Source organism: Streptomyces sp. NPDC060028 (assembly GCF_042736725.1).
Lineage (GTDB): Bacteria > Actinomycetota > Actinomycetes > Streptomycetales > Streptomycetaceae > Streptomyces.
On record NZ_JBHWVJ010000027.1, the window covers coordinates 66,349 to 89,883 of the forward strand.

General features: G+C 72.9%; 23 protein-coding genes. 13 read left to right on the forward strand and 10 right to left on the reverse strand.

All coding sequences use genetic code 11. The features are described from left to right. The first annotated feature begins 58 nt into the window (after nucleotides 1–58). Nucleotides 59–625, forward strand: a complete 567-nt coding sequence (locus tag ACFWBF_RS15990; protein WP_385601254.1) for a Uma2 family endonuclease — start codon at nucleotides 59–61, stop codon at nucleotides 623–625. 34 nt (nucleotides 626–659) lie between these two features. Here ACFWBF_RS15990 and ACFWBF_RS15995 read toward each other — a convergent pair whose 3' ends face one another. Beyond that, nucleotides 660–1,430 carry a DUF4344 domain-containing metallopeptidase gene (locus ACFWBF_RS15995; RefSeq protein WP_385601257.1) on the reverse strand — a complete coding sequence of 257 codons (771 nt, stop codon included), beginning with the start codon at nucleotides 1,428–1,430 and terminating at the stop codon, nucleotides 660–662. A gap of 127 nt (nucleotides 1,431–1,557) precedes the next feature. On the opposite strand from ACFWBF_RS15995, the gene ACFWBF_RS16000 reads away from it, so the two are divergent. Further along, nucleotides 1,558–4,818 (forward strand): tetratricopeptide repeat protein, encoded by a 3,261-nt coding sequence (locus ACFWBF_RS16000; RefSeq protein ID WP_385601260.1) that lies wholly within the window; start codon nucleotides 1,558–1,560, stop codon nucleotides 4,816–4,818. A gap of 92 nt (nucleotides 4,819–4,910) precedes the next feature. On the opposite strand, the gene ACFWBF_RS16005 is transcribed toward ACFWBF_RS16000, so the two are convergent. Together ACFWBF_RS16005 and mca are read right to left on the reverse strand one after the other, a co-directional pair. Then, nucleotides 4,911–5,135 carry a hypothetical protein gene (locus tag ACFWBF_RS16005; protein WP_385601263.1) on the reverse strand — a complete coding sequence of 75 codons (225 nt, stop codon included), beginning with the start codon at nucleotides 5,133–5,135 and terminating at the stop codon, nucleotides 4,911–4,913. Between the two features lie 2 nt (nucleotides 5,136–5,137). After that, entirely contained in the window at nucleotides 5,138–6,019 is an 882-nt protein-coding gene (gene mca / locus ACFWBF_RS16010; protein ID WP_385601266.1) for a mycothiol conjugate amidase Mca, read from the reverse strand. A 120-nt stretch (nucleotides 6,020–6,139) separates the two neighbouring features. Here mca and ACFWBF_RS16015 point away from each other — a divergent pair, with 120 nt between their 5' ends. Then, nucleotides 6,140–6,553: a DUF4307 domain-containing protein gene (locus ACFWBF_RS16015; protein WP_385601269.1), complete on the forward strand. Its 414-nt coding sequence runs from the start codon at nucleotides 6,140–6,142 to the stop codon at nucleotides 6,551–6,553. 195 nt (nucleotides 6,554–6,748) lie between these two features. After that, nucleotides 6,749–7,246 carry a transcription elongation factor GreA gene (greA, locus tag ACFWBF_RS16020; protein WP_385225258.1) on the forward strand — a complete coding sequence of 166 codons (498 nt, stop codon included), beginning with the start codon at nucleotides 6,749–6,751 and terminating at the stop codon, nucleotides 7,244–7,246. Between the two features lie 73 nt (nucleotides 7,247–7,319). On the opposite strand, the gene ACFWBF_RS16025 is transcribed toward greA, so the two are convergent. From ACFWBF_RS16025 to ilvA, 3 genes are all read right to left on the reverse strand, one after another. Continuing rightward, a complete protein-coding gene (locus ACFWBF_RS16025; protein WP_385601273.1) occupies nucleotides 7,320–8,177 on the reverse strand; it encodes an ABC transporter permease in 858 nt (285 codons plus the stop codon). Continuing rightward, a complete protein-coding gene (locus ACFWBF_RS16030; protein ID WP_385601276.1) occupies nucleotides 8,174–9,232 on the reverse strand; it encodes an ATP-binding cassette domain-containing protein in 1,059 nt (352 codons plus the stop codon). Before ACFWBF_RS16030 ends, ACFWBF_RS16025 begins: the two co-directional genes overlap by 4 nt. A gap of 237 nt (nucleotides 9,233–9,469) precedes the next feature. Continuing rightward, nucleotides 9,470–10,702 carry a threonine ammonia-lyase gene (gene ilvA / locus ACFWBF_RS16035; protein ID WP_385601280.1) on the reverse strand — a complete coding sequence of 411 codons (1,233 nt, stop codon included), beginning with the start codon at nucleotides 10,700–10,702 and terminating at the stop codon, nucleotides 9,470–9,472. A gap of 223 nt (nucleotides 10,703–10,925) precedes the next feature. Here ilvA and ACFWBF_RS16040 point away from each other — a divergent pair, with 223 nt between their 5' ends. The 3 genes from ACFWBF_RS16040 to ACFWBF_RS16050 all read left to right on the forward strand — a co-directional run bounded on the left by ACFWBF_RS16040 (nucleotide 10,926) and on the right by ACFWBF_RS16050 (nucleotide 12,194). Continuing rightward, the gene (locus tag ACFWBF_RS16040) at nucleotides 10,926–11,447 is read left to right on the forward strand and encodes a MarR family winged helix-turn-helix transcriptional regulator (protein WP_385601283.1); all 522 of its coding nucleotides are present in this window, start codon (nucleotides 10,926–10,928) and stop codon (nucleotides 11,445–11,447) included. A 61-nt stretch (nucleotides 11,448–11,508) separates the two neighbouring features. Next, nucleotides 11,509–11,943 carry a sigma factor-like helix-turn-helix DNA-binding protein gene (locus ACFWBF_RS16045; RefSeq protein WP_385601286.1) on the forward strand — a complete coding sequence of 145 codons (435 nt, stop codon included), beginning with the start codon at nucleotides 11,509–11,511 and terminating at the stop codon, nucleotides 11,941–11,943. Between the two features lie 41 nt (nucleotides 11,944–11,984). Then, nucleotides 11,985–12,194: a hypothetical protein gene (locus ACFWBF_RS16050; RefSeq protein WP_385601289.1), complete on the forward strand. Its 210-nt coding sequence runs from the start codon at nucleotides 11,985–11,987 to the stop codon at nucleotides 12,192–12,194. A 130-nt stretch (nucleotides 12,195–12,324) separates the two neighbouring features. On the opposite strand, the gene ACFWBF_RS16055 is transcribed toward ACFWBF_RS16050, so the two are convergent. Then, on the reverse strand, nucleotides 12,325–13,482 hold the full coding sequence (locus ACFWBF_RS16055) for a cystathionine gamma-synthase (RefSeq protein WP_385601292.1): 1,158 nt from the start codon (nucleotides 13,480–13,482) through the stop codon (nucleotides 12,325–12,327). 92 nt (nucleotides 13,483–13,574) lie between these two features. Here ACFWBF_RS16055 and ACFWBF_RS16060 point away from each other — a divergent pair, with 92 nt between their 5' ends. From ACFWBF_RS16060 to ACFWBF_RS16080, 5 genes are all read left to right on the forward strand, one after another. Continuing rightward, nucleotides 13,575–14,681 carry a hypothetical protein gene (locus ACFWBF_RS16060; RefSeq protein ID WP_385601295.1) on the forward strand — a complete coding sequence of 369 codons (1,107 nt, stop codon included), beginning with the start codon at nucleotides 13,575–13,577 and terminating at the stop codon, nucleotides 14,679–14,681. A gap of 142 nt (nucleotides 14,682–14,823) precedes the next feature. Continuing rightward, the gene (locus ACFWBF_RS16065) at nucleotides 14,824–16,425 is read left to right on the forward strand and encodes a M48 family metalloprotease (protein ID WP_385601298.1); all 1,602 of its coding nucleotides are present in this window, start codon (nucleotides 14,824–14,826) and stop codon (nucleotides 16,423–16,425) included. Continuing rightward, a complete protein-coding gene (locus tag ACFWBF_RS16070; protein WP_385601301.1) occupies nucleotides 16,422–17,555 on the forward strand; it encodes a hypothetical protein in 1,134 nt (377 codons plus the stop codon). The genes ACFWBF_RS16065 and ACFWBF_RS16070 overlap by 4 nt, the downstream gene beginning before the upstream one ends. Before the next feature lie 68 nt (nucleotides 17,556–17,623). After that, nucleotides 17,624–18,298 (forward strand): peptide-methionine (S)-S-oxide reductase MsrA, encoded by a 675-nt coding sequence (gene msrA / locus ACFWBF_RS16075; protein WP_385601304.1) that lies wholly within the window; start codon nucleotides 17,624–17,626, stop codon nucleotides 18,296–18,298. Continuing rightward, complete coding sequence (locus ACFWBF_RS16080) at nucleotides 18,291–18,785, forward strand: hypothetical protein (RefSeq protein WP_385601307.1); 495 nt, start codon at nucleotides 18,291–18,293, stop codon at nucleotides 18,783–18,785. The genes msrA and ACFWBF_RS16080 overlap by 8 nt, the downstream gene beginning before the upstream one ends. A gap of 67 nt (nucleotides 18,786–18,852) precedes the next feature. On the opposite strand, the gene ACFWBF_RS16085 is transcribed toward ACFWBF_RS16080, so the two are convergent. Then, nucleotides 18,853–19,899, reverse strand: a complete 1,047-nt coding sequence (locus tag ACFWBF_RS16085) for an NAD(P)-dependent alcohol dehydrogenase (RefSeq protein ID WP_385601310.1) — start codon at nucleotides 19,897–19,899, stop codon at nucleotides 18,853–18,855. Nucleotides 19,900–20,121: 222 nt separating this feature from the next. On the opposite strand from ACFWBF_RS16085, the gene ACFWBF_RS16090 reads away from it, so the two are divergent. Beyond that, nucleotides 20,122–21,027, forward strand: coding sequence for a helix-turn-helix transcriptional regulator (locus tag ACFWBF_RS16090; RefSeq protein ID WP_385601313.1), 906 nt, complete (start codon nucleotides 20,122–20,124; stop codon nucleotides 21,025–21,027). Between the two features lie 164 nt (nucleotides 21,028–21,191). On the opposite strand, the gene ACFWBF_RS16095 is transcribed toward ACFWBF_RS16090, so the two are convergent. Beyond that, nucleotides 21,192–21,869, reverse strand: a complete 678-nt coding sequence (locus ACFWBF_RS16095) for an ABC transporter ATP-binding protein (protein WP_385601316.1) — start codon at nucleotides 21,867–21,869, stop codon at nucleotides 21,192–21,194. A gap of 50 nt (nucleotides 21,870–21,919) precedes the next feature. After that, nucleotides 21,920–23,428: an ABC transporter permease gene (locus ACFWBF_RS16100; RefSeq protein WP_385601319.1), complete on the reverse strand. Its 1,509-nt coding sequence runs from the start codon at nucleotides 23,426–23,428 to the stop codon at nucleotides 21,920–21,922. Between the last annotated feature and the right edge of the window lie 107 nt (nucleotides 23,429–23,535).

The following is a 23,535-nucleotide window of genomic DNA, read 5'->3' on the forward strand; positions in this document are numbered from 1 at the left end:
ACAGTAGGCTGCGACCAGCAGCGCTGGACCTGTCGAGGCTCCTCGAAGGAGGCACACCATGACCGCCGAGATGGTGGCGCCCGCGTGGATGCACACCCAGATCAGCGCGGAGCAGTACGACTCGTGGTCCGAGGAACAGTGCGCCGGCATCGAGGTCGTGGACGGGATGGTCGTCGTGAGCCCGAGCGCCTCCAAGCGGCACAACCGGCCGGCCCGGATCCTGGCCAATGTCCTGGACGCCGCCGCAGGCCCGGACTGGAACGCCGATACGGACTTCGACGTCCGTCTGCAGGACGTTCCCCTCACCAACCGCCGTCCGGACGTCATCGTCTACCGGGCGCAGACCATCGACCTCACGCCCACCCGCCCCGAACACGTACTCCTGGTCGTCGAGGTCGTGTCGCCCGGCTCGGAGACCACGGACCGGATCGTGAAGGTGGACCAGTACGCCAAGGCCGGCATCCCCTTCTACTGGCGCATCGAGCAGGCCGCCACCGGTGTCCCGATCGTCTACACCTACGCTCTCGACCCCGCCACCAAGGCCTACAGGGACGGCGAGATGTTCACCGGCGTGATCAAAGCTGCCGCGCCTTTCCCCGTCACTGCCGATCTGGGAGCCATCTGACGGCGCGGGGATTTCCTCACGCGGCGCGCCCGGATCAGCGCCGAAGGAGCGGGGCCAGGTCGCGGGTCCAGGTGTCGCGGGTCCGGATCCAGGTCGCGCCGCAGCCGGCGCGGGCCGGGGTGGCGAGGTCCTCGTGCCGGGCGGGGGCCGCGCCGTAGACCGCGCAGCGGTGGGCCTCCGCGCGTTCGGCGTCGGGGGCGTGCTCGTCCTGCGGGTCCGTCTCGGGAGCGTCGGCCGCCGCGAGGTCGTAGCCCCGGGCGGCGGTCAGGAGGGCCGTCTCGCCGCTCTTTCCCTCGCCCAGCAGCATCAGCCGGGCGAAGCGGTCGGCGGCGTCCTCCTCGGCCCGGTCGCCCTCGTCCGGAAGGTCCAGCGCGTCGAGCAGCGCGTGGCCCGCCTCGTGGTAGAGCGTCTCCCGGACGAGGTCGGAGAGCGCCTCGTCCCCGGTCGCGGTCCCGGCTCCGGCCCCGGCCCGCCTCAGCAGCTCCAGGTCCTCGGTGAAGTCGTCGTAGCAGAGCTCGATGCGGTGGGCGTCGGGGTCGTATCCGGTGCCCTCGCCCGCGCAGGAGCGGGAGACCACCGTGACCCGGTACGGGAGGTCGACGTAGGCGTTCAGCTGGTCCACGGACATCGTGTCGATCCCCCACTGCTTCAGGAACCGGGCACTCTCGGCGTCTGCGGCCGCGGCCTTCTCGTGCCGCACCACCACGAACCCCTTCTCGGGCAACGGCACTTCACACGCCGTCGCCGTCGCCGACAGCGACAGCAGCGCCGCGCACAGTCCCCACGCCACCCGGCGTTTCTCCATCCGGCCACCATAAGCGACCGAATCTGCTGCAACTCCCTCTGAACTAGCTCAGATTCTCTCGCGCTCGCCCGAGTCCCGACGGACACTTGGGGCACGGTTGCGGAGCCAGCTCTCTGAGGGGATGCCGATGCGGGACAGCCATCGCAGTGAGGCCGAACGACTGTTGGGCCGGGCCATCGACGAGGAGGCCCGGCGGACGGTGCCCGCGGCGGGCGGGCCCGAGCCCTCCCCGAACAAGGCGGCGCTGCTGGCCCGCGGCAAGGAGGCGCTGGACGCCCTCGCGGCGAGCGCGGCCCCCGAGTACGAGGCGTACGTACGGGCCCTGGACGAGGCGGCGGCCGGGGACGAGTCGATCGGCGACGCCTTCCGCCGCACCAACACCTCAACGGCACTGCTCGTGACGGCCGTTGCCGCGCTCGCCGCGGCCGGGGCGGACCTCGCCTTCGGGGTCGCCGTGGGCACCTCGCTGACGGCGGGCGCCATCGCCGGGGTCGCGGGGGCCACGGCGACGGTCGCCAAGGTGACGGCCCTGCACCTGCCGGCCGCGAACCGCCGCGCCGGGCAGCTGGGCCGGCCCGGCGGGGTCGAGCAGCTCAGGCTCCAGTGGCTGTCGGCCCTGGAGGTGCGCGGGATCCGCCCGTTCCTGGAGCAGCAGCGCACGGTCGCCGCGGCGGCGCGCGCGCCCCGCAGCGGCAACGGCATCCCGCCGCGCCGGACCGTCGACCGCAGCGCGGAAGCCCGCCGGCGCAGCGCCCTGGAGCAGTCTTTCGGACAACTCCCGCACCGGGACGAGGCGTTCGCCGGGCGGAAGGCGGAGCTGACCCGGATCGCGCAGTGGGTGCAGGCCGCCCGGGCCAGTACGGACACCCGGCCGGTGGTCGTGGTGCTGCACGGCGAGCCCGGGGTGGGCCGCACCACGCTGGCACTGCGGGCGGCCCACGAGCTGCGGGACCAGTTCCGGGGCGCCTGCGTGGTGGACCTGCGGGGCGGCTCCACGGGATCCCCGGGGCCAGGGGGCACCGGCGGCGGCACCGGCGGCGGCTCCGGCGGCGGCGAGGCCCCGCTGCCGACCCGGGAGGCACTGCTGCACCTGCTGAACCGGCTGGGCGCCCCGCGCGAGCAGCTGCTCTTCCGCGACGGCGCCTCGGCGGAGCAACAGGTGCGCAGGCTCGGCGAGTTGTACCACCAGCACCTGCAGGGACTCCCGGTGACGGTGGTGCTCGACGACGCCGTGGACGTGGCCCAGGTACGGCTCCTCGTACCGGAGCGCTCCGAGAGCCTCGTGCTGGTCACCGCGCGGGAGCCGCTGGAGCTGCCCGCGGACCTGCCGGCCTGGGTGCACCAACTGCCGGTGACGCGCCTGGCGGAGCCGGAGGCGGCCGAGGTGCTGCGCTCCGGGGCGCGGGCGGCGGGCGGGGCGGCGGCCGGGGCCGCGGCGGAGGCCGGGCTGTTGGAGCTGGGCGCGGGACTGCCGCTCGCGCTGCGGGTGCTGGCGCCCCTCGGCTCGGCGCGGGCCTCGGACGGCGGCTCGGGGGCGGGCGCGCAGGCCTCCCTGGAGCAGGCCCTGGACCTGGCCTACGTACGCCTCCCCGAGGAGCGGCGTCGGCTGCTGCGCCGCCTCACCCTGGCCGGCCGGGCCTCGCTCGGCGCGGCGGCCGCCGCCGCGCTGATCGACGCGGACCGGGCGGAGGCCGGGCGGCTGCTGCGCGAGCTGGCGGACGCGGGGCTGCTGGACCACGTACGCGGTGAGCGGTTCCGCATGCACGACGCGGTCCGCTCGTACGCGGCGGCGCGGCTCGCCGCGGACGAGGACCGGGCCGAGGCGGCGGCCGCGCACGAGCGGCTGATCCGCAACTACGCGCAGCTCGCGGACTCGGTGATCCGCATGGTCGACGGGAAGATGTCCACCCGGGCCAACCACTTCGACGGCCACGGCTTCCCCTCCCTGGACGCGGCCCTGCGCTGGCTGGACGACGAGTCGAGTTTCATCACGGTGGCGCTGCGGCACTCGGAGGGCGTGGACCAGCGGGCGGTGCTGGACCTGCTCGGCGCACTCTGCGACTTCTGCCTGCTGCGCGGGGACCTGTACCGGCTCGGGGAGATCAACGAGCTCACCCAGGCGGTGGAGGCCGGGGGCCAGGGGCTGCTGGGGCGCTCGGTGCAGTGGCGCACGGGCATCGCGGCCCGTCAGCTCGGCGACCTCGACAAGGCCCGCACCACCCTGACCTCGGTCGTCGACCAGTACATGGAGGCCCGCCAGGAAGCGGGCGCGGGCATGGCCCTCATCTCCCTCGGCATCACCCTGCACCACCAGGGCAACCTCCCCGAGGCGGCCGCCCGCATCCGCGAGGCCCTCGCCCTGCAGACGCCCGAGGAACTGGCGGGCGACCGGGCCTGGGGGCTGCACGCCCTCGCGGCGGTCGAGCGCGACCTCGGACGCCTGGCGGAGGCGCGGCGGCTGCTGGGGCAGTCCCTGGCCCTGCACCGGGAGAGCGAGAGCGTGCACGGCGAGGCCTGGGCGCACTTCCAGCTCGGGCAGGTGCACCTGCGCCTGGGCGAGGTGGACCGGGCGGAGGCGGAGCTGCGCCTGGCCCTGGACCTGTACGGGCGCACGCGCGACGACCGTGGCGAGGCCTGGGCGCTGACCCAGCTCGGCCGGGCCCGGGTGGTCGACGGGGACCCCGGCGCGGCGGTGGAGCGGCTGCGCGAGGCGCTCGCCCGGCACCGGGAGGCGGAGGACGCGCGCGGCGAGGCGTGGACGCTGTTCTACCTCGGGCAGGCGCTGGAGGAGGACGGCGAGCGCGACCGGGCGATACGGGAGCTGGAGCGGGCCCGCACGATGTTCTCCCGGATGCGGGACGTGTACGGGCTGGCCCACGCCCGCCACCACTCGGGCCGGGTGACGCGCGACCAGCGCGCCGCCCAGACGGGCAACCTGAAGAACTCCGGCTTCGCCCGCCAGCTGCTGGTGGACGCGCGGGCGGACTTCCGGCGCATCGGCCTGGCCCACGGCGAGGCCTGGACCTGCCTGGAGCTCGCGGTCGTCGACGCGGGCAACGCCAAGATCGCGCAGGCGCTGAGCCTGTGCGAGGAGGCGGTCCGGCTGTTCATCTCGTACGGGGACCGGCGCGGCGAGGACTGGGCCCGCTTCCTGCGCTGCACCCTGCTCCCGTACGCGCTCCCGAGCGCCCCGGAGGAGGCCCGCGCCGAGCTCGGCCGCCTGGTCGGAGCCCCGCACCCGCTGCGGGACGGCCGCCTGGAGGACTGCCTGGAGACGTACGGCCTCATCCTGGCCCGCGGTGTGGACCCCTCGGAGGGCTGGCAGGCCTGGCGCCTCTCCCTGGTCCCGAACCTGCACGCGCAGGAGATCATGGGAGTCCCGGCCTGAGGCCCGCGCCCCGGGGGGCCGGGTGAGAACGCGTCGAATCCGCCGCCCCGCCCCTTTCCGGGGCGGTGGCGGCGCTCGCGCGAGCGGGTGCCTTACGGCCGGGAGCCGTCCTGGCCCGCGGTCGGGGCGGGCTCGGGGGCCTCCTTGAAGTCCACCCGGCCCATGTGCCGGCTCATCGACTTCATCAGGCCCCACACCCCGAGGGCGAGGGCCGCGAAGACGATGAAGCCCAGGATTCCGGGGGTCACCTTGTTCTTGTCGAAGGTGTCACCCGCCAGCGGAAGGATCTGGGTCAGAGCAGCCTGCGTAGCGTTCATGGCTAGGCATTCTCCCGGATGCCCGCGAAGAGGTCGGACTCGGGGAGGGAAGTGTCGACGAGCGACTTCGCCAGCTCGTACTCCTCCGTCGGCCAGACCTCCTTCTGGAGATCCATCGGGACGCGGAACCAGCCGCCGTCGGGGTCGATCTGCGTGGCGTGCGCGATGAGCGCCTTGTCACGGATCTCGAAGAAGTCCGCGCAGGGGACGTGCGTGGTCAGGGTCCGCTCGGTGCGCTCGAACTCCTTCCACCGCTCCAGCCACTCGCCGTACGGGGACTCCATGCCGCGCGAGAGCAGCGCCTCGTGCAGGGCGATGGTGCGCGGCTTGTTGAAGCCCTGGTTGTAGTACAGCTTCTGCGGCTGGTACGCCGGGCCGAACTCGGCCTCCGGGTACTTCTCGGTGTCGGCCGAGCCGTCGAAGGCGACCATCGAGATCTTGTGGGTCATGATGTGGTCGGGGTGCGGGTAGCCGCCGTTCTCGTCGTACGTGGTGACGACCTGCGGTCTGAAGGCGCGGATCTTCTTCACCAGGCGGCCGGCCGCCTCGTCGATGTCCTCCAGTGCGAAGCACCCCTGGGGCAGCGGCGGCAGCGGGTCGCCCTCCGGAAGCCCGGAGTCGACGTATCCCAGCCATTCCTGCTGCACGCCGAGGATCTCGCGCGCTTCGTCCATCTCCTTGGCGCGGACCTCGTGGATGTGCTCCTCGATGTACTTGTCACCCTGGAGCTTGGGGTTCAGGACGGAGCCGCGCTCGCCACCGGTGCAGGTCACGACCAGCACGGGCACCCCCTCGGACACGTACTTGGCCATGGTGGCCGCGCCCTTGCTCGACTCGTCGTCGGGGTGGGCGTGGACGGCCATCAGTCGAAGCTGCTCGGTCAAGACAGGATCCTCTGTGATTCGTCAGGGTGGGCGGCTTCTATAGTGACCGAATCGGGGGACGGAAAATTCCTGGGGTGGGCCTGTGACGGCCCGGTCCCGCCCTCTCGAAAGGATCGATCAATGAGCGCGGTGCGCGAGGGACTGCCCGAGGGCCGGTACGGCCGGTCGGCGGACGAGCGTGCGGACCGGAAGCTCAAGATCGTCGGGTCGGTGCTGGGCGTCGCGCTGCTGGGCGCGGTCGGCTGGATCGGCTGGGACTACGTCGCCGGGCAGACCGTCAGCGCCGAGGTGATCAAGTTCCAGATCGTCTCGGACACCGAGGTGAAGGTGCACCTGGAGGTGCGCAAGGAGGCCTCGGTCGCCGGGGTGTGCACTCTGAGCTCACAGAACAAGGAGCACGGCGAGGTGGGTCGCGCGGACTTCACCTTCGCGCAGAAGGACACGCGCGTCGACGAGGTCGTCTCGCTGAAGACCACCGGCCGGGCCGCGGTGATCGAGCTCGTCGGCTGTCGTCCCGCCGCCTCGAAGAGCTGACGGATCCGGTCGTTCCGCGGGGAACACGCCCGGGGTGACCTGGTGCGCGGGCCGGGGCCCGGGCGCGTGGCCGGGGTGATCGGGGACCGCCGGGACGCCTTCGGGTCCTCCCCCTTTTCTTCCCGAATTGTTAGGCTCGTGGTTTCGTCCGCCGCTGGCGGCCATGTAGTCCCCCTGTACCGACGAGGAGCACCCGTGACCCAGACGAGCGAAAGCGTCACCTGGCTGACCCAGGCGGCGTACGACCAGCTGAAGGCGGAGCTGGACTACCTCTCTGGTCCCGCACGCACGGAGATCGCGACGAAGATCGCTGCTGCCCGTGAGGAAGGTGACCTCCGTGAGAACGGCGGTTACCACGCGGCCAAGGAGGAGCAGGGCAAGCAGGAGCTTCGCGTCCGCCAGCTGACGCAGCTCCTGGAGAACGCCAAGGTCGGCACCGCGCCCGCCTCCGACGGCGTGGTGGCCCCGGGCACCCTGGTCAAGATCGCCTTCGACGGCGACGAGAGCGACACCATGGAGTTCCTGCTGGCCTCGCGCGAGTACGCGTCCTCGGACTTCGAGACCTACTCGCCGCAGTCCCCGCTGGGCAGCGGCGTGATGGGCAAGACGATCGGCGAGGACGCCGAGTACGAGCTGCCGAACGGCAAGAAGGCCTCCGTCAAGATCCTCGACGTCAAGCCCTTCACCGGCTGATCACCCCCCTGTTTTCGAAGGAAAGAAGCCCGGCCGGGTCTCCCCCGGCCGGGCTTCTTTGCGCTGCCGCGTCCTACGCCGTCGCCGAGCGGTACTTGCGGACCGCCAGCGTGCGGAAGACCAGGATGATCAGCAGCGACCACAGGACGGACGCCTGGATCGGGTGCTGCATCGGCCAGGCCTGCGGGGCCTCGTAGCCCGGCGGGAGGTTGCCGAAGAGCAGGCGGGCCGCCTGGACGGTGGCGCTGAAGGGGTTCCACTCCGCGATGTGCCGCAGGAAGGTCGGCATGTTGTCGGAGGGGACGAACGCGTTCGAGATGAACGTCAGCGGGAAGAGCCAGATCAGCCCGCCCGAGGTGGCCGCCTCCGGGGTGCGTACCGACAGGCCGATCAGGGCGCCGATCCAGGAGAACGCGTAACCGAGCAGGAGCAGCAGGGCGAAGCCGGCGAGCACCTTGCCGATGTTCTCGTGGGTGCGCCAGCCGACGATGAGGGCCACGATCGCCAGGACGACGACGGTGAGCGTCGTCTGGACGAGGTCGGCGAGGGTACGGCCGGTGAGGACCGCGCCGCGGGCCATGGGCAGTGAGCGGAAGCGGTCGATGAGGCCCTTGTGCATGTCGTCCGCGATGCCCGCGCCCGCGCCGGCCGTGGCGAAGGTGACGGTCTGGGCGAAGATGCCCGCCATCAGGAACTCGCGGTATGCGGCGGGCGAGGTGCTGCCGCCGACGCTGATCGAGCCGCCGAAGACGTAGCTGAAGAGGACCACGAACATCACCGGCTGGATCACGCCGAAGATGATCATCTCGGGGATCCGGGACATCCGGATGAGGTTGCGCTTGGCCATCACGAGCGAGTCGCTGACGCCCTGGGTGATGCCCCCGCGCGGGCGCGGGGCGGTCAGTTCCGGGGTCGGGGAAGTGATGGTCACTTGGCCGCCTCCTTGCGCGCCTTGCGGCCCTTGGCCTTGGCCTTGGCCTGGCCCATGCTCTTGCCCGCGGCGTCCGCCGGGGTCTCGCCCGGGTCGCCGTTGTCCTCCCTCGTCAGCTCGGCCGCGTGGCCGGTCAGCGAGATGAACACGTCGTCGAGGGTGGGTCGGCGCAGGCCGATGTCGTCGATCTCGATGCCCCGCGCGTCGAGCTCGCGGATGACCTCGGCCAGCAGCTTGGCGCCGCCCGAGACGGGGACGGTCAGCTTGCGGGTGTGCTCCTCGACGGCGGTCTCGCCCTTGCCGAAGCCGGCGAGGACCTCCCGCGCGCTCGTCATGTGCTCGCGCTCGTGGACGACGACCTCGACGCGCTCGCCGCCCGTGCGGGCCTTGAGCTGGTCGGAGGTGCCGCGGGCGATGACCTTGCCGTGGTCGACCACGCAGATGTCGTGGGCGAGGTGGTCGGCTTCCTCCAGGTACTGGGTGGTGAGCAGCAGGGTGGTGCCGCCCGCGACCAGTTCCTGGATGATCCCCCACAGCTGCTGGCGGTTGCGCGGGTCGAGTCCGGTGGTCGGCTCGTCCATGAACATCACGGGCGGGCTGACGACCAGGGCGGCCGCGAGGTCGAGGCGCCTGCGCATGCCGCCGGAGTACGTCTTGGCGGTGCGGTCGGCGGCGTCGGAGAGGTTGAAGCGCTCCAGCAGCTCGTCGGCGCGGGCCTTCGCGGCCTTGGACTTCATCTGGTAGAGCTGGCCGACCATGTGGAGGTTCTCGCGGCCGGTGAGGTACTCGTCGACGGCGGCGAACTGGCCGGAGAGGCCTATCGCGCGGCGGACCTCGTTGGGGTGCTTGAGTACGTCTATGCCCGCGACGACGGCCCTGCCGCTGTCGGGCTGGAGGAGGGTGGTCAGGACGCGCACGGTCGTTGTCTTGCCCGCGCCGTTGGGGCCGAGGAGGCCCAGGACGGTGCCTTCGGGGACATCGAGGTCCACGCCGTCCAGAGCCCGTACATCGCCGAAGGTCTTGACCAGATTTTCGGCGTAGATGGCGCCTGGCATATGAATTCTCCCAGTGCGGAAATCGGGGTCTGATTGTCGGCCATGAGGCGGGTCAGGACCTAGTGCTGTGGCCGGGAAGGTTTGCCGGGGCGCGGTGTCCGGTGCGGTGCATCGCAAGGCGGAGGACCGCGTCTCGTACTGGACGTACGTGCGCGGTCCGACAACACGGCGAGGTGCCGTACCGGGCGCCGCGACGCGGTGAACCTTTCCGGTCACAGCACTAGAGGTCGTCGCGTCTCAGCTCATGACCCTGTAACCCGCGTTGTGCAGCGACCGCGCGACCTCCGCGCAGTGGTCCAGGCCCTTCGTCTCCAGGTGCAGTTCCACCTCCACCTCGGTGAGCCCGAGCCGCGGGTCGGTCCGTACGTGGCTCACGTCCAACACGTTCGCATCCACCACTGACAACACCCCCAGGAGCCCGGCGAGGGCCCCCGGCCGGTCCGCCACGCGCAGCCGCAGCGACAGGTAGCGGCCCGCCGCCGCCATGCCGTGCCGCAGGATCCGCTGGAGCAGCAGCGGATCGACGTTGCCGCCGGACAGGACGGCGACGACCGGGCCGCCGCCGTACAGCTCGGGCTCGCTCAGCAGGGCGGCCACCGGGCTGCACCCGGCCGGCTCGACCACCAGCTTGGCCCGCTCCATGCAGAGCAGCAGCGCGCGGGAGAGCGCGTCCTCGGAGACCGTGCGGACGTCGTCGAGGAGTTCGCCGATGATTTTGAAGGGGATGTCGCCGGGGCGGCCGACCTTGATGCCGTCCGCCATCGTGCTCGGGTGGTCGATCGACACCGGGTGCCCGACCTTGAGCGAGGGCGGGTACGCGGCCGCGCCCGCCGCCTGGACGCCGATGATCCGCACGTCCGGCCGCAGCGACTTCACCGCGACCGCGACACCGGCCGCGAGACCGCCGCCGCCGATGCCCACCAGGATGGTGCGCACCTCGGGGCACTGCTCCAGGATCTCCAGGCCGACCGTGCCCTGGCCCGCGATGATGTCGCGGTGGTCGAAGGGGTGGATGAACACCGCCCCGGTGCGGTCCGCGTAGTCCTGCGCGGCGGCGAGCGTCTCGTCGACGACCTGCCCGTGCAGGCGCACGTCGGCGCCGTAGTCCCGGGTCGCGGCCACCTTCGGCAGCGGGGCCCCGAACGGCATGAAGACCGTCGAGTGGACCCCCAGGAGGGAGGAGGCCAGGGCCACGCCCTGCGCGTGGTTGCCGGCGCTGGCCGCCACCACGCCGGCGGCGCGCTGCTCGGGGCGCAGGCCCGCGATGCGCACGTACGCTCCGCGCAGCTTGAAGGAGCCGGTGCGCTGGAGGTTCTCGCACTTGAGGTGGACCGGGGAGCCGGTGAGGGCGGACAGGTGCCGGCTGCCCTCCATCGCGGTGACCCGGGAGACGCCCGAGAGCATCTTCTGAGCCCCCCGGATGTCGTCGAGGATGACCTGCGGGACGGGCTCGGGCACGCGGTAGTTCATGCGGCCAGTCTGGCAGCCCGCGCGGATCGCGGCGCCGTGACGAAGGCCTGGAGAGGCTCTCGCGAGAGCCCGGAGAAAGGGCGGAATCCGGCCATCCGGGACACCCCGGCAGCCTTGCTCCGTACTGGCCGTATCAGTTCTTGTACGAGGAGTACGAGCCGCCGCGCGTCCGCGTACTCTGTCCCCCATCCTTGTCGGCCCCACGCGAAGAGAGCCCACGGCCATGCCCTCCATCCCGGCCAGTTCCGACCTGCCCGCGCCGGCCGGCGCGCCCGCCGAAGCCGGTCTCCTCGACGCGCTCCAGCACCAGGTGGCGGTCTTCGCCCGGCGCGCCGAGCAGACCCGCCTGGGCGGGATCGGCCAGGCCCGCAACTCGATGGACCGGGCCGCGTACCTGCTGCTGAACCGGCTCGACCTGGAGGGGCCGATGGGCGTCAAGGCGCTCGCCGGCGGCATGGGCATCGACTCCTCCACCGTCACCCGGCAGGTCGCGCCGCTGGTCGACAGCGGCCTGGTCAAGCGGACCTCGCATCCCGAGGACGGCCGGGCCGTGGTGCTGGCGCTGTCCCCGCGCGGGCTGTCGCGGCTGGAGGAGGTCCGCTCCTCGCGGCGCGAGCTGATGGCGCGGGTGACGGAGGGGTGGAACGAGGAGGAGCGCGAGGTGTTCACCTCGCTGCTGACCCGCTTCAACCTCTCGCTGTCGGAGCTGATGGCGGCCGTGGCCGAGGCCGGGCCCGCGTCCTGAGGCGTGTCTCCATCCGGAGTTCGTCCGACCTCTTGACCCGGGTGGACCCGCAGGCCGCACTATGTGGCCTGTGGACCACCGTTCGGGCCGCTACGTGGAGTTCGAGGCCTTCGTCGCGGGCGCGGCGGGGCGGCTCCTGCGCGTCGCGATACTGCTGACGGCCGAGCCCGAGGCCGACGCCCCCCTCGCGCGCACCCTGCTCGACGGCGCGCTGGCCCGTACGTACGCGAACTGGCGCCGGCTGCGCGGGGACGACCCGTACGACCACACCCGCCAGGAGCTGTGCGCCTCCTACGCCCGCGTCGCCTGGCGCCACCACGGAGGTACGGGCGTACTCGCGCGGCTGGGCCCGCTGGAGCGGCTCGTGCTGGTGCTGCGGATCTACGAGGGGGTCGCCGAGGAGGTCACCGCGGCGCAGCTGGGCCTGCCGGTCGAGCGGGTCCGGGCGCTGTGCCACCGGGCGGTGTCCGCGATGAGGTCCCGGGAGGCGGCGTGAGCGGGGTCCCGGATCGTAAGGAAGCTCAGGTCAGGCGGCTGATGGATGGCCCGTACCCGGTGGTCCCGGCCGGGCTCGCGGCCGGTGCGGCCGCGCGCGGGGACCGACTGCGGCGGCGGCGCCGAGCCTTGCGGCGGGCCTGCTGGACCCTGCTGTTCGCGGTGGTGGTGGCCCTGCTGGTGTGGGCCTCGCTGACCCACGCGTGGACGACCCCGTCGAGCGGAGTCTCCCCGCCGCTGGAGGGCTGGTAGCCGGGCGTCGAACGCCGGCGGGGCTGGACATGCCCGGCGGAGCCGGAGAGCACGGCCACGGAGGCGGCGTTGCCGCCGTGGTGGTGGCGCTCCCGGCCCGCGGGCCGGGAGCGCCACCGACCGGCAGGGCCTAGCCCAGGGCCTGGGTCAGGTCCGCGATGAGGTCGTCGGCGTTCTCGATGCCGACGGAGAGGCGGATCAGGTCCGCCGGGACCTCCAGGGCCGAGCCGGCCACCGAGGCGTGGGTCATGCGGCCCGGGTGCTCGATGAGGGACTCGACGCCGCCGAGGGACTCGGCCAGGGTGAAGATCCGGGTGCGGCCGCAGACCGCGACGGCCTCCTCCTCGCCGCCGGCGACACGGAAGGAGATCATCCCGCCGAAGTTGCGCATCTGCTTGGCGGCGATCTCGTGGCCCCGGTGCTCGGGCAGGCCCGGGTAGAGGACCTGGGTGACCTTCGGGTGGCGCTGGAGCACCTCGACGATCTTGGCGGCGTTCTCCGCGTGCCGGTCCATGCGCACGGCCAGCGTCTTGATGCCGCGCAGCACGATCCAGGAGTCGAAGGGGCCGGCGACGGCGCCCATCGCGTTCTGGTGGTAGGCCAGCTCCTCGCCGAGCGCCTCGTCGGCGGTGACCAGCGCGCCGCCGACGACGTCGGAGTGCCCGCCCATGTACTTGGTCAGCGAGTGCACGACCACGTCCGCACCCAGGGCCAGGGGCTGCTGGAGGTAGGGGGACGCGAAGGTGTTGTCCACGACCAGCTTGGCGCCGGCCGTCCGCGCGATGTCGGCGACGACGGCGATGTCGGTGATGCCGAGCAGCGGGTTGGAGGGGGTCTCGACCCAGATGACCTTGGTCTTCGGGGTGAGCGCGGCCCGTACGGACTCCGGGTCGGAGGTGTCGGCGACCGACCACTCGACGCCCCAGCGGGAGACGACCTTCGCGAAGAGGCGGAAGGTGCCGCCGTAGGCGTCGTTCGGGATGACCACGTGGTCGCCCGGGGAGAGCAGCGTACGCAGCAGGCAGTCCTCGGCGGCGAGCCCGGACGCGAAGGCGAGGCCGCGCCGGCCGCCCTCCAGCGCCGCGAGGTTCTCCTCCAGCGCGGTACGCGTCGGGTTGCCGCTGCGGCTGTACTCGTAACCGCCGCGCAGGCCGCCCACGCCGTCCTGCTTGTACGTGGACACCTGGTAGATCGGGGGTACGACCGCGCCGGTCTGCGGGTCCGCGGTGTTGCCCGCGTGGATCGCGCGGGTCTCGAAGCTCTGGTGCTCGTGGCTGTCGTCGCTCATGGGGCAGATGCTATGCCCCGGGCGGTGCGCGGTCCTCCTCCGTATTGCTCCGTATTGGCCTTCGGCCGGGTGCGTCTGGTTCGCTGGGGGGCATGGAGATTCTGTTGTTCCTGCTCGCGATGGGCCTGGTCCTGGCCGCCGTCAGTCCGTATCTACGGCGCAGGCGGGGCGGTCTGCGCCTGGTCGCACCCGGCAGTCCCGACGCCGCCGACCCCGCGGACTACGGATTCGGCCTGCAGGAGGAGCTCGACATCCGGATCCCCGGCCCCGACCAGGACCTGATGGACGCGCTCGACAACGTCCAGCGCACCGGGCAGTGGCAGGCCGCCTCCGCCCTGCTGGCCGGCACCCCGAAGGAGGGCGAGCTGCGCTGGCAGCGCGTCCAGGCCTTCGGCGGCGCGGCCGCGCTGGAACTCGTACGGCAGCCCGGAGCGGGCGCGCGGTGGCTCAAGGCGTGGCGGCTGGAGTCGCCCAAGGACGCGGGCGGCGCGCAGGTGCACGCGGAGCTGCTGGTGCAGCAGGCGTGGCGGCACTCGGGCGGCGTCGGCTCCGACGACCACCGGATCATCCTGGAGGAGGCCCGGGAGTCGTGCCGCACGGCCGCGCTGCTGGCCCCCGGCGACCCGGTCCCGTACATCACCGAGCTCGCGATCGGGCGGGCGCTCGCGTACTCGGAGGCGGAGTTCGACACGCTGTGGGCGCGGGTCATCGACCGGGCCCCGCAGCACATGGGCGCGCACCTGGCGGCGCTGAACTACTGGTGCGAGAAGTGGCACGGCTCGCGCGAGAAGGCCGACGCCTTCACGCACGCGGCCGCGGCGCGCGCCCCGCAGGGCTCGCTGCTGGCGGCGCTGCCGCTGTTCGCGGTGTACGAGCACATCCCCGACGTCGTCATGGTGCGCAGCTTCTGGGAGAGCGCGGTCGTGACGCGGGCGGTGGAGGGCGCGCTGTACGCGGTGCACAGCGCCCGGCCGGACGACCCGATGCTGGCGCACGTACGGCACATGCTGCTGTGGTGCCTGGTCAACATGGAGCGCTGGGCGGAGGCCATGGAGCAGGTGCGGCACGTGGACGGGTACGTCGGCGCCCTGCCCTGGTCGGCCTCGGCGGACCCGGCGGCCTCGTACGCGGTGTACCGCGCCCTGGCGGTGGCGGGCTACGAGGCGAACGGCGGCTCCCCGGCGACGCTGCCGCGGTGACGCCGACGTGGTGACGCGCTGCCGCGGACGCGGACGCGGACGCGGACGGGGGGCTCCTGGTGGGCCCCCCTTCGCAGCGGCAAAACCCCTCCCCATAAGGTGCGCGTAAATAACGCACCGTCCCGTGGGGGGATCTGTTCATATGGGCGCTTCGCTGCGCGCCTCGCGCGCCCTTGCCCTGCTCGCAGGCTTCTATCTGCTCGGCCTCGTACTGCTGGCCGTACTCGCCGGTATCGACATCGCTCTCGCGACGGCGGGGCTGCGCGGGCCGGCCCTCTCCAAGCTCCTCGCCGTCTCCGCCGTCCTCGCCGTCCCGATCGTGCGCGGCATGTTCATGCTCCGCACGCCCAAGGGCGACCCGGTCCCCGGCGTGCCCGTCACCGAGCGGCAGGAACCGGTCCTGTGGCGGACGGTGCGGGAGGTCGCCGAACAGGTCGGCACCCGCGCGCCCGACGAGATCGTGCTGATCGCCGAGGTCAACGCGGCCGTCAGTGAGGACTCCAAGCTGCTCGGCCTGCTCCCCGGCACCCGCCGGCTCTACCTCGGACTGCCCCTGATGACGGGCCTGGACGAGATGCAGCTGCGGGCCGTGCTCGCGCACGAGATGGGCCACTACGCCAACCTCGACACCCGCCTCACCCCGCTGATCGCGCGCGGCCGCGCCCAACTGCTGCGTACGATCGGGCACTTCAACGACCGGGCCGATGCCAAGGTGGCCAAGGAGCGTGCGCGGCAGGAGAAGCGGGCCGAGAAGCGGATCGCGTCCGGCAAGAAGCCCAAGGCCGTCGACACGAGCGGCGACGGTGCCATGTACCGCGCGATGGCCGCGCTCTACACGGCGTACGGGAAGTTCTACCAGCGCGCCACCCTCGCCGGCGCCCGCCGCCAGGAGCTCGCCGCCGACCTCGCCTCCGTCCGCATCGCGGGCCGCGACTCGGCCGCCTCCGCGCTGCGCGAGCTCAACGCCATCGGCCCCGCGCAGGACTTCTACATGGACTCCTACGCCACCCTCGGCGTCGGCGCGCAGCTGCTGCCCCGGCCCGGGCAGGTCTTCGGCGGCCTGCGCCACCTGCTCGACGCCCGCTCCGAGGAGCTGGACGACCTGCGCCGGGAGCTGTCGACCGAGCCCGCGTCCCCGTACGACTCGCACCCCGCGCTCGCCGAGCGCGTGGCCCGCATCGAGGCGCTGCCCGACGACGGCCGCGGCGGCCAGGCGGCCCGCCCGTCGCTGGAGCTGCTGTCCGACGCTGACGCGGCGATGGCCGCGCTGGAGCAGGCCGTGCTGAGCCCGCAGGCACTCGCGCTGAAGCGGGTGGACTGGGCGGACCTGGTCCAGGAGAGCATGACCCGGTACGTCGGCGAGGGCGCGGAGCAGATCCGCGAGGCCGTCGCCGCGGAGGGTGCGGGGCCGGACCTGGCCGCGCTGCTGGACGCGATCGACGCCGACCCGGCGGTGCGCTGGCGCATCGCGGAGCGCTTCCCGAAGTCCGAGGAGGCGGCCGCCGCGACCGGCCGCACGGCCCGCGAGTTCGCCCGCCCCGTGCTGCGGCGGGCGGTCAACCAGCTGGTCACCGCCGAGCTGACGGCCCGCGGCACCGCCCGCTGGCAGCTGTCCTGGGCCGACTCGGCGACGCTGCTCTACCCGGCCGACGGCTTCGAGGAGCAGCTCACCGCCGCCCTGGAGGCGGCCGTGGCGGACCAGCCCGACACCGAACCCCTGCGAAAGCTGGTGCTTGCCCCGTGATCGGTCTGATCATCTTCGGCGTCATGCTGATCGGCGCCGCGTACAAGGCCTTCGCCGCGCGCAAGGCGAAGAAGGCGGCGGGCACGCCCGCGCCCGCCGCGCAGTCGGCCGCCACGGCCGCGGCGAAGGCCGAGGAGAAGGCACGGCAGGCGGCCGCGGTCGTCGCGCTGGGCTTCGTGGCGGAGGAGGACCTCGACACCGAGAACGCCCGGCCCGTCCCGCCCGAGCGGACGGCCGCCGTCGCGGCGGTCACGGCCGGCGACTGGGAGGCCGGCGCGGCCTACCTGGAGGCGGCCGGCAAGGACTGGGAGGAGCGCTGGCAGCGCGTCCGGGCCCTGGCCGAGGCGGCCGCCGAGGACGACGCGTGGCTGCTGGCCTGGCGGTCGGCCCGGCCGTCCGACCCGTCAGCGGCGCTGGTCAACGCCGATGCGGGCGTCGCGGTCGCGTGGAACGTACGCGGCAGCCAGTCGGGCAGCCGCACCACCCAGGAGCAGTTCCGGGTCTTCCACGAGCTGCTGCTCAAGGCGCAGGAGTACGCGCACGAGGCCCAGCGGCTCGCGGACCCGGCCGACCCGGTCCCGTACATGGCGGAGCAGCCCATCGCCCAGGGCCTGGGCTACCCGCACGAGCAGTACCGGGAGCTGTGGGCGCAGATCGTGGCGCGCGACCCGAAGGTGCTGGTGGCGCACACCTCCGCCCTGCAGTACTGGTGCGAGAAGTGGCGTGGCTCGCACGAGCTGGCGCTCGCCTTCGCCCGGGAGTCCGCCGCCTCGGGCGAGCCGGGCGAGCTGCTGTCGCTCGTGCCGCTGACCGCGTACATCGAACAGGAGATGAAGGATCCGGGCCTCAAGCCGGAGACCTTCTTCAAGGAGCCGGACGTCGTCGCCGCGGTGGACGCGGCCCTCGCTGACCTGGCGGCGGCCGACCCGGCCGACTCGCGGACGGGCCGGCTGCGGCACGTGCTGGCGTGGCTGCTGTTCTGGCAGGACCGCGACGCGGAGGCGGTCGAGCAGTTCCGGCACATCGACGGGTACATCGGCGCCGTGCCCTGGTACTACTCGGGCTCGCCGAAGGGCAGGTACCTGCACGCGCGCAACTGGTCGGTGCGCGTGACGACGCCGGGCCTCTGAGCCGGGGGGCGGGTCGGGGAATCCCGGCCCGCCCTCTGCCGTTGTCAGGACTACCAAGGAGGGAAGCCATGTTCTCGTACCGCCGTACGCCCGAGCTCGTCACCCGCGAGGAGGCCCTGAAGGGCCGCGCCGAGCCTCTGTTCACCGTGCCCGAGCGCCACACCGTGCTCGGCAACCCGCTCGCCGGCCCGTATCCCGCGCACCTGGAGGTCGCGGACTTCGGGCTGGGCTGCTTCTGGGGCGCGGAGCGCAAGTTCTGGCAGACCCCCGGGGTGTGGACCACCCTGGCCGGATACCAGGGCGGCCACACCGAGAACCCGACGTACGAGGAGGTGTGCTCGGGCCTGACCGGCCACACCGAGGTCGTCCGCGTCGTCTTCGACCCGGTGCTCGTCTCCTACGACACCCTCCTGAAGCTGTTCTGGGAGTCCCACGACCCCACCCAGGGCTTCCGCCAGGGCAACGACGTCGGCACCCAGTACCGCTCGGCGCTCTACACCCACTCCCCCGCCCACCAGGCGGCGGCCGAGGCCTCCCGGGACGCGTACCAGCGGGTCCTCACCTCCTCGGGCCACGGCCGGATCACCACGGCGGTCCTCCCGGCGTCGGAGCGCCCGTTCTGGCCGGCGGAGGCCTACCACCAGCAGTACCTCGACAAGAACCCGGGCGGCTACTGCGGCGTCGGCGGCACCGGCGTCTCCTGCCCGATCGGCGTGGCCCCGGCCCCGTCGACGGATGCCTGAGGACCCGCACACCTCGCGGTACCGGCTGCTGCGGGGCCCGTGGGGCATCTGGATCGAGCTCACGGCCTCCGCGGCGGTGACCGCCGAGCCGCCGGCGCGCGGCGAACGGGTCTCGGACGGGGCGTGGCTCGACACCACCCCCGTCCGCACCCACCCGCCCACGGACCGCCGGGGCCTGCGGCTGTCCGCCGAGGAGGCCGACTGGCTGCGCCACGGCGCGTCCCTGGCCGCACCGGCCCTCGCTTCCCGGGCCGCGGGCGCGCACACCCTCGTCACGGTCCACCGCGTCCTGTTCCCCGAGGCGGACTTCCAGCCGGAGGGCTTGGCCGCGGCGCTGCTCCAGTGGGCGCGGGAAGCGCTCGGACTGCCTCCACACCCGGTCGAGGCGACATTCGACCGGGCCGCGAACCGCTACGCGTACGACTGGGGTCCGCACGCTGCCCGTCCGCCCGCATCGTCATGGAGCTCATCGACGGGCGGCCGCTGAAGGACGTGCGCGCGCAGAGCGGGCCCCTGCCCGGCGGCCAAGGCGCTCGACGTCATCGCGCAGGCACTCAGATCGTCGAGGTGTCGATGACGAAGCGGTAGCGGACGTCGCCCGCCTGCACCCGCTCGTACGCCTCGTTGATCTGCTCGGCTGCGATCACCTCGATCTCGGAGCCCAGTCCGTGCTCCGCGCAGAAGTCGAGCATCTCCTGGGTCTCGGCTATCCCGCCGATCATCGAGCCGGCCAGCGTCTTGCGGCCGCCGATGACGGAGAACAGGTTCAGCGAGACCGGCTCCTCCGGGGCGCCGACGTTCACCAGCGCGCCGTCCACCTTCAGCAGCCCGAGGTAGGCGTCGAAGCCGAGGGGCGCGGAGACGGTGGAGACGATCAGGTCGAAGCGGCCGGCCAGCTCGTCGAAGGTGGCCTCGTCGCTCGTGGCGTGGAAGTGGTCGGCGCCGAGCTTCAGCCCGTCCTCCCGCTTGCGCAGGGTCTGCGACAGTACGGTCACCTCCGCGCCCAGGGCGTGCGCGATCTTGACGCCCATGTGGCCGAGGCCGCCGAGGCCGACGATCGCGACCTGCTTGCCGGGGCCGGCCCCCCAGTGCTTGAGCGGGGAGTACAGGGTGATGCCGGCGCACAGCAGCGGGGCGGCGACGTCGAGGGCGAGGCCGTCGGGGATCCGGACGGTGTAGTTCTCGTCGACGACTATGTGGGTGGAGTAGCCGCCGTAGGTGGGCTCGCCGTTCTTGTCGAGGGCGTTGTACGTCCCGGTCATGCCCTTGGAGCAGTACTGCTCCTGGCCGCGCAGGCAGTACTCGCACTCCCGGCAGGAGTCGACGAAACAGCCCACGCCGACCCGGTCGCCGACCGCGAACCGGGTGACGCCCGGGCCGACCTCGGTGACGACACCGGCGATCTCGTGGCCCGGGACCATGGGGTAGATGCCCTCGCCCCAGCCGTCGGTGGCCTGGTGGATGTCCGAGTGGCAGATGCCCGCGTACTTGATGGCGATGAGCACGTCGTGCTCACGGACCGGGCGGCGCGGGACGGTGGTGCGCTCCAGCGGGGCCTTGGGGGCGGGGGCGGCGAATGCGGCGGCCTGGGTGACTGACATGAGAGGTGCTCCTCGAAGCGCGACGCTGCGGTGATGGTCTTGCGTGCGGTGTGTGCGGTGTGCGGTGCTTGCGGTTCCTTGCGGTGCGTTCAAGCCTGCCGCACCCGGTGGCAGGCACCCAGCCACCAGTCCTGCCCTGTCGCGCCTATGACTGACGGACCTACCCCTGGCAGGGTCAGGCACAGCCCTCCGGCCGCCGCCCCGCCCGGCGATACTGGGGGCATGGACCAGCCTGACCAGCGAACCGAGCTCGGCGAGTTCCTCCGCTCCCGGCGCGCGCGGCTGCGCCCCGAGGACGTCGGCCTGCCCGACCACGGGCGCCACCGGCGGGTCCCCGGCCTGCGCCGCGAGGAGCTGGCGCTGCTCGCCGGGGTGTCGGTCGCGTACTACACGCGGCTGGAGCAGGGCAGCGGGCACAACGTGTCGGCGGAGATCCTCGACGCCATCGCGCGGGCGCTGCGCCTGGGCGACACCGAGACCGAGCACCTGAACCACCTGGCGCAGCCCAGGCCCCGCAAGCGGCGCGCGGCCCCGCGCCCGCAGCAGGTCCGGCCGGGGGTGCGGACGCTGCTGGACGCCATGGAGGACGTGCCGGCGTACCTCGTGGGGCGGCGACAGGACGTCATCGGGTGGAACCGGCTGGCCGCGGCGGTCTTCGGCGACTTCGGCGCGCTGGCGCCCAAGGAGCGCAACCTCGTGCGGCTGACGTTTTTGGACCCGGCGACGGTGGAGCTGTTCACGGACTGGGAGTGCCGGGCCTGCGAGGTGGTGAGCAACCTGCGCGTGTACGCGGGCACGCACCCGGACGACGAGCAGCTGTCGGCGCTGGTCGGCGAGCTGTCGGTGAAGAACGAGGAGTTCCGCCGGCTGTGGGCCGCGCACACCGTGGGCGACAACAAGACCCACGGCGTGAAGCGGCTGCGGCACCCGCTGGTGGGCGAGCTGGACCTGTCCTTCGAGACGCTGGCCCTCCCGGACGACTCGGCGCAGTTCCTGGTCACCTACCACCCGGCGCCGGACTCGCCCTCGGCGGACGCGCTGCGGCTGCTGTCGTCGTGGTCTGCCCCCTCGGCCACGGCGGCCCCCTCGGCCCAGGTCCCGTCCGAGGACCGGCCCGCTACGGCTTGAGCTGGACCGAGCGCCAGCGCGAACGCGTCGAGGAACGCGGTGTGGCTGTTGGCCTCGTCCGTGAACAGGAGCAGGGCCGCCACGCCCGCGCCCCCTCGGCGGTCCAGAGCGCGGCTCGGCCGCGCGCCGGCGGCACCCGCAGCCGCCCGGCGCCCCCCGTCCGCTCAGGGGTTTTCCGTGACGGTCACCTTGCCGCGCCGGATGGTCGCCACCCGCGGGGCCCGCTTGGCCAGCGCGCTGTCGTGCGTGACCATCACGAAGGTCAGCCCGTGCTCCTTCCACAGCCCTTCCAGCAGGTCCATGACCTCGTCGCGCATGGCTTCGTCGAGGTTGCCGGTCGGCTCGTCGGCCAGCAGCACCTTCGGCCGCTTCACCAGGGCCCGCGCGATGGCGACGCGCTGCTGCTGCCCGCCGGACATCTCCCCGGGCACGTGGCCCATCCGCTCGCCCAGGCCCACCGACTCCAGGGCCTCGGCGGCCCGTTCGCGCCGCTCGCGCGCCTTGAGGCCGAGCGGGACCAGGGCCGTCTCGACGTTCTCCTGCGCGGTCAGGGTCGGGATCAGGTTGAAGGACTGGAACACGAAGCCGATGTTCTCCGCCCGGACCCGGGTGAGCCGCGCCTCCGACACCGTGGCCAGGTCCAGGCCGTCGAGCACGACCTGCCCCGCCGTCGGCCGGTCGAGCGCGCCGAGCATCTGGAGCAGGGTGGACTTGCCGCCGCCCGTGGGGCCCTGGATGACGAGCCGGCCGCCGTCCTCGATGGTCAGGTCCACCCCGGCCAGCGCGTCGATGGTTTCCTTGCCGCGCCGGTAGCGCTTGGTCACACCGCTGAGTTGGTACATCTCGTTCGTTCCTCGCTTGCTGGTGAAGTCGTGTGGGGGGGCCGGACCGGCTATTCGACGCGGCGCAGCGCGTCCGCCGGCCGCAGCCGGGACGCGCGCCAGCCGCCGAAGCCGCCCGCGATCAGGCCGCCCGCCACCGCGAGGGCGACGGCCAGGCCGATGGTGGCGAGGGACACGGGTGCGGTGAGCGCGACGTCGAGGGCCTTGCCCGCGGCCTGACGGGCGGGTCCGCCGAAACCGCCGGCCGCCGTCCGGCCGCCGCCACCGCCGCTGCGGCCGTCTCCGCCGCTCGCGAGCTGCGCCGTGAGCGTGGGGCTGACCGCGGTGATCGCGTACGCGGCCCCGAGCCCGAGCCCGATGCCCAGGACGCCGCCGAGCAGGCCGTTGACCAGGGCCTCGCCTGCGACCTGGCGGGTGACGCGGCCGCTCTTCCAGCCGAGCGCCTTGAGGGTGCCGAACTCGCGGACGCGCCGCGAGACGGCCGAGGAGGTGAGCAGTCCCGCGACGAGGAACGCGGCCAGCAGGACGGCGTACGAGAGCCACGTGCCGACCGTGGAGGCGAGCGAGGCGGCGGTGGAGAGCGAGCCGGAGACCGTGTCGGCGAGGTCCGCCGAGGTGGTGACGGTGGTGTCCGGAACGTTGTTCTGGATGGCCGCCTTGACGGAGGCGAGGCCCTGGGAGTCCTTGGCCTGCACGTAGACCGTGGTGACCTTGTCCGGGGTCTCGGCGAGCGTCTGGGCCTGCTTGAGCGGGAGGTACACGTTCGCCGCGGCGTCCCCGCTGTCGGCGGTGGCGATGCCGATGACCTTGAATTTGGCGTTCTTGACGGTCACTTCGGAGTCGACGGCCAGCTTGTTCTGCTTGGCGTACGCGCTGTCGACGACGGCGACGGCCGCCTCGGTCTCGCCCACCTGGAAGCCGCGACCCGAGGTGATCTTGGAGGTGGTGAGGGGGCCGAGGGCCGGCTGCGTGACGTCCGTGCCGTACACGGTGAAGGAGTTGACGTCGAAGTCGGCGCCGCCGCCCTGGACCGTGCCGCTCGACCCGCCCGCGCCGCCGGCTCCGCCCCCGCCGCCGGCGGTCGCGCCGGGCTTGGCCGCGGTGGCGCCGCCCTCGGCGCGCTTGAACTCGCCCCGCCTGAACTGGCCGTTGACCTTCATGACCTGGAGGCTGAGTCCGCCGACGGCCTTCGCGACGCCGTTCTGCCCGGACACCTTCCCGACGGTGGCGGCGTCGAGGGTCTGGAAGCCCTGCGGCATCACGATGTCGCGGCTCTGCGAGGCGTCCGCGTTCGCATCGCCCTCGCCCTTCGCGTCGAACCGGAAGCGCGGGCGGGCCGCGGCGCCGCCCTCGCCGGGCGGGGTCTGGGCCTTGGTGACGGTCATGTCCGTGCCCAGCCCGTACAGCGACTGGAGGACCTTGCCCTGGGCCTGCGTCATGCCCGCGGAGACGGAGGTGACGACGATGACGAGGGCGATGCCCAGGGCGAGCCCGGAGGCGACGACGAGCGCCGCCTTCCTGCGGCGGCGCAACTCGCGCCGGAGGTAGGTGAAGAACATGCGGCCGAAACTAGGCAGCGGCCCTGATCGCCGGGTAAGGCGCGGGTAAGAGTCACATGAGAAGACGCAATGAAAAGACGGACGGCGGGGATGCGCGGTGTGGGGTG